Below are 5499 nucleotides of genomic sequence, written 5' to 3'. Positions count from 1 at the left end.
ACACGTAGTTGGTGCCCTGGTTGAGGGTGCCGGTGCTTGCCGTGCTGGTGGGGGAGGCGTAGACGGGGGCGTTGGCGAAGGTGTCGACCCAGTACTTGGTGGTGCCGGACGGCGGCGGGGTGGAACCGCCCGGGCAGTCGGGGATGACGGCGCCGTTGTTGTCCTTGGCCTGGTCGTTGCCCCACTTGGACAGGTAGTAGGCGGAGACCCATTGGCCGGCGGGGCCGGTGTCGGGGTCGGTCTTCAGCCACCAGTGGTTGTAGCTGCTGCCGTTGCGGATCTCGCGTCCCCAGGTCTTGCAGAACACGTAGTTGGTGCCCTGGTTGAGGGTGCCGGTGCTTGCCGTGCTGGTGGGGGAGGCGTAGACGGGGGCGTTGGCGAAGGTGTCGACCCAGTACCTGGTCGTGCCGGACGGCGGCGGGGTGGAACCGCCGGGGCCGTAGAGGCGGACGGCGCCGTAGTAGTCGCCGTGCGAGGACAGCGCGGCCACCTGCACGTGGCCGCCGGAGTACGGCGCCTCGGCGATGTATCCCTGGCCCAGGTACATCGCCACGTGGTGGATGGTGGACGGGGTGCCCCCGAAGAACACCAGGTCGCCCGGGAGCAGCGGGCCCGTCCCGTCGCTCCGGAGGAATCTCGCCACCGCGCGCGAGGTGGTCCACTGGGTGGTGGTCACGCCGTTGATGACGTCCGTGCCCACGGCGAGGTAGTAGGCGTAGCGGACCATGCCGGAGCAGTCCAGGCCCTTCACGTGGCAGTCGTTCGGGGCGCCGTTCGATGCGTCGCAGATCCCGTACGAGGGGCCCGGCTGCCCGCCGTGGCCGCCGCCCCACGAGTACGGCGTGCCGATCAGGCTGCAGGCCGCGTTCACGGCCGAGTCGGCCTGTGGCGCGGCACCGGGGGAGAGGACTCCGCAGGCGGGTGCGGCGTGGGCGGCCTGCGCGCCGACGAAGAAGACGGCGAGGGAGGCGAGTACGGCCAGCAGTGCGGCGAGGCGCAGGGGCGGAAGGGACCGCCGGGGTAACGGGTCGACGCGCGTAGTCACAGGGCATCCTCGGGGGCGTGTGCCACAAGTGGCAGCAACGGAAGGGGGGTTGGTGGCGGACATTCAAGCACCGCACGGTCCGCATCCGACAGGCCCGGGTGAAAACAATTTCTGCAAGCCGCGTGCACGCGGCGCCGAGGTGGCCGTGGGGGAACCCGGCGGGGCCGGTGGCCCCGCCGGGAGTCGGGGTGTCGTGGACGTCAGGCGGTGGCCGGCCTCCGGTCGACGACGGTGCGGAGCTTGCCGCTGGTCGGGGTGCGGTCGAAGGCGCTGGTGGGGACGGTCTCGACGGTGCAGGTGAGGAGCGACTCGGCGGTGGCCGAGGCCAGTTCGGGGACGGTGGCCAGGAAGACGTCGAGGGCGGCCTCCGGGGCGGGGGCGTAGCGTTCGTCGAGGCGGACGGTGAGGTGTTCGCGGACGGGGTCGGCGTCCACGAGCAGCTGGAGTTCGCCGCGGTAGCCGAGGTGTTCCTCCGCCACCGTCATGAGGCGGCGGACGTTGAGGAAGTAGGTGCCCACCCGGACGACGTCGCCGTACCGGCCGAGGAGTTCGATCCGGGGGGTGTGGCTGCCGCAGGGGCAGGGGCCGTCGACGCTCCGGCCGAGGTCGCCGATCTGGTACCGCTCCAGGCGCTGGCCGGCCCGGGTGCGGGTGGTGAAGACGAGGCGGCCGGGCTGTCCGGCGGGGACGGGCCGGTCGGTCTCCGGGTCGAGGATCTCCAGGGTGTGGAGCTCGGTGAGGACGTGGTGGACGGAGCCCTCGGCGTGGGTGCACTGGTAGCCGAGCGGTCCGAGGTCGGTGCTGCCGTACGCCGCCGAGCGGATCGACTCGACGCCGAACTCCTCGGTGAGCACCCGGCGCTGTTCGGCGGTGAAGTGCTCGCCGCCGTAGAACACCTTGCGGATCCCGCCGTAGGCGCGCAGCACCGCGCCCTGGTCGTGGAAGAGCTGCCAGAGGTAGGAGGGCATGCCGAACACGGTGTCCGCACGGTGGGCGACGAGCGCCTCGGCGGTGGCGGCGTGGTCGGGTCCGGCCGCGATCGGCAGCTGGGTGGCGTTCAGCCGCTCCAGGATGGAGAAGAAGCTGATGAAGCTGCCGTACATGCCGCCGCAGTAGAAGAGGTTGGCGGCGCGGTCCCGGGCCGGGTCGAAGCCGGCCGCGAGCAGGCCGTTGGCGCTGGCCCGCATCTGGGTGTCGTAGTCGGCGTTGGTGAAGACGGACAGTGCCGGCGCGCCGCTGCTGCCGCCGCTGCGGAAGTACAGGTGGGCGTGTTCGGGTGCGAGGGTGCGCAGTTGCTCCTGGACGCCCGGCTTGTCGAGCAGCGGCCCGCCCGGCGCGGCGGGGAGGGCCTGGGGCCCGGCGAGGTCGTCGAGGCAGGCGGTGGTGGTGAAGGCGGCGTCGGTGCGGACGGCGACCCGGCGGCTGTAGCGCTGGAGCGCGTAGACGCCGTCGTGGGGTTCGCCGTGGTAGCTGTCGAGCATGGCGCCGACCGGGGTGACCCGTAGGACGCCGGCGGCGAGCACGGCCTGCGCGAGCCGGGCGGTGTCGGCGCGGTCGGCGCCGATCGCGGCGGTCTGCAGGTAGCGGCGCATCGGCCGCAGCACGGCCATGACGGAGGCGCGGGGCAGCGGCTTGACCCAGATCGAGCGGTTCAGCGGGGAGGCGGCGAGGGCCGGGCGGGTGTCGGCGAGGACGCGCCAGGAGCCGTCCTCGGCGGCGAGGACCCGGGTGAGGCCGAGGTGTTCCTCCAGCCGGGCGAGCAGTTCGGCGGTGGTGATCTCGGCGTGCTCGGCCGGGTCGAGGACCGGGCGGGGCGACGCGGCCGAGGCGGCGGCGAGATGCATGGCGAAGCGGTCGGCGAAGGCGAAGACCTCGGTCTCGTCCTCGGTGTCGAGGTAGACCACCTGGGGGCTGGAGCAGGCCTGCTGTTCGAGGCGGCAGACGTCGGCGGCGAGCGCGTCCAGGGTGGCGGTGTCCGACCAGGCGTCGCGGGTCAGGTAGGCGAACGAGATCCGGTGGCCCCACTCGACCAACCGGCAGCCGGGCGGCACGAGTTCGGCGACCGAGCGGACGGCCTCCTCGCCGCCCCAGACGGCCACCGCGTCGGCGGGCTCGCAGAGCAGGCGCAGCCAGTCGGTGCGGCCGGAGGGGAAGCGCAGGGCGACGGTGCGCCGGGCGATCGCCCCGGTCGGGTCGGCGTCGGCCAGTGCGGCGAGCAGGTGCTGCGCGAGCAGGGTGTCGCCGCTGCTGGTCTTCAGCACGTTGAGGTTGCCGGTGAGCAGGCCCTCGACCACGCTGAGCGGGGCGACCGCGGCGGCGTTGCCGGGGGCGATGTGGACCAGCAGGCCGACGGGTGCCCAGGCCTCGAAGACGGTCTCCCGGGCGTCGGGCCGGACGAGGCGTTCGGGGCGCAGTGCGCCGAGTTCGCGGCGGAGCTTGCGTTCCAGCGCGGGCCGGTCGACCGCCCCGGCGATCTCGTCGAGGACGGCGGCCGCCTCCTCGGCGTCGAGGCCGTCGGCGGCGAGTTCGGCGAGCAGGCGGGACCGGACGGGGTCGCCCGCGGAGCGGAGGGTGTCGGCGAGGCGGGCGCAGGCGTTCAGCACCGTCTCGGCGGGCAGCGGTTCGGCGAGCACCTCGGCGGCCAGCGCGGGCAGGTCGGCGAGCCGCCGGGCGGCCTCCTCGTCGTCGACGAAGGCGCCCTGCCAGTAGTGGGGTGCGGTGGTCACGACATTCCCTTCAGGAGTTCGGCGGCGGCGGCCGCGCAGGTGCGGTTGCGGCTGATCCCGGCACGGCCGTGGACGGTGAACCACGGGGTGGCCAGCGGACAGGGGCACGCGTCGCCCGGGTGCAGCGAGGCCAGGTCGCCCATGACGACGCTCTGCGCGGGCACCGAGGTGATGTACGGGGAGACCAGGTGCAGGAAGCCGGGCTCGCCGTACGGCAGCGGCTCCAGGGTGCGGGTGTCGCGGACGGCCACCCGCGACCAGACCGGGGCGTGCAGCCGGTGGTGCCCGCACTCGATGTACGGCACGCAGTGCTCGACGGAGCCGAAGGTGTCCCGGATCCGGTCGGAGGGGATGCCCAACTGCTCGGTGACGGCGGCGTAGAACGCGTCCTTGCCGATCTGCCGGTCGGTGTGGCCCTTCCAGCCGCCGCCGAGCAGGACGAGCGAGCCGGCGGGCAGCTGCAGCGGCGGCAGGCCGAGGGCGCGCATCCGCTCCAGGGTGAAGTGCAGGAAGGCGGGGAAGCCGAGGATCCGCACGGGCAGCCCTTCGTCGGCGTACCGCTGCAGGGCCTCGATGCAGCCGTGGACGTCGAACTCGTGGCCGCTGCCGGTGTGCCGCAGGGCGTGCGCGGTGCGGTGCGCGGGGGCGAAGTCGCACAGGTAGTTGTCGGTGAAGGAGGTGCCGAGCTTCAGCTGCGGTGCCGGTTCGTAGCTGTACAGCAGGTAGTTGACGGGCTGTTCGGGGGTGATCCAGCCGTAGTGGTCGAAGATCCGGGCGACCATGCGCTGGGCGGAGCGGATCGTCCAGGTGTCGAAGAACATCTGCGACTTCTGGCCGGTGGTGCCGGAGGAGGTGAGGTGCAGGAACACCTCCTCCCGCGGGATCGACAGCACCTCGTGCCGCTTGAAGAAGTTGGCGTGCACCAGCGGGGTTCGGACGTCCGCGCCGACGGTCGGGGCCGGGGTCTCGGCGGGCCCGGCCAGCAGCGAGCGGAGGAACGGCGAACGCTGCGCGTGCCAGGCGTTGGTCTCGGCCATGGCGGCGGCGAACAGCGCGTCGGCGTCCGGTCCGGCGGTGTACGGGTCGGCCAGGTCGCACAGCTGCTGCAGGTGCGCGAGCGCGGCGGGGTCGGGGACCCCGACCGGTGCGAGATGCGGGTTCAGGGCGGGGACGGTCACGGGGCAACCTCGGGAAGGGTCAGGTAGGTCGAGGTCCAGGCGGTCAGGTACGACTCCAGGTACGGCCGCAGCCGCGGGCCGGCGGCCGTGGCCCGGAAGTCGATCTGGCGGCTGGTCCGGGACAGCACGACGTAGTCGTGGAACCGGTCGCCGATCCGGCGCATCGCCGGGTAGACGGCGCTCGGGATGAATCCGGCGGCGAGGAAGGCGTCGAGCGCGGCGGTGTCGGCCAGCGGCAGCAGCGTCTCGACGTAGTCGGCGCCCGCGCGGGTGACGGCCGCCATCAGCGGCTCCAGCGCGCCCGCGACGGCCGCCGGGGACGGGTGCACGGCGACCAGCGAGCAGCTCGCCGCCACCGGGTCCAGGTCGGCGTACGCCTCGAAGGCGCCGTCCGGCGGGGTGAGCACGGCGTTCGGCAGGTGCAGCGGGAAGAACCGCGCGCCCGGGTCGGGGAAGAGCTCCAGGAACCGGCGGCGGACGAAGCCGGGCGCGGTGATCAGCTCCATCGGTGCGGTCGCTGGCGCACTCCGCCCGGCCGGGCGGGCCGGGG

General features: G+C 73.4%; 3 protein-coding genes and 1 pseudogene. All 4 read right to left on the bottom strand.

All coding sequences use genetic code 11. The annotated features are described in order from the left end of the window. Positions 1 to 1045 (bottom strand): NlpC/P60 family protein (locus ABZ641_RS24485; RefSeq protein ID WP_359984924.1); only part of this gene is annotated, 1045 nt, incomplete at its 3' end. A gap of 200 nt (positions 1046 to 1245) precedes the next feature. Further along, on the bottom strand, positions 1246 to 3771 hold the full coding sequence (locus ABZ641_RS24480; protein WP_359984922.1) for an acyl-CoA reductase: 2526 nt from the start codon (positions 3769 to 3771) through the stop codon (positions 1246 to 1248). Continuing rightward, a complete protein-coding gene (locus tag ABZ641_RS24475) occupies positions 3768 to 4934 on the bottom strand; it encodes an acyl-protein synthase (protein WP_359984927.1) in 1167 nt (388 codons plus the stop codon). Before ABZ641_RS24475 ends, ABZ641_RS24480 begins: the two co-directional genes overlap by 4 nt. An 11-nt stretch (positions 4935 to 4945) precedes the next feature. Further along, a pseudogene (locus ABZ641_RS24470) lies at positions 4946 to 5499 on the bottom strand (N-acetyltransferase); the annotation flags it as partial.

This window comes from Kitasatospora sp. NPDC007106 (assembly GCF_040634455.1).
Classification (GTDB): Bacteria; Actinomycetota; Actinomycetes; order Streptomycetales; family Streptomycetaceae; genus Kitasatospora; species Kitasatospora arboriphila.
This window is presented reverse-complemented; position numbering and strand designations above follow the sequence as displayed.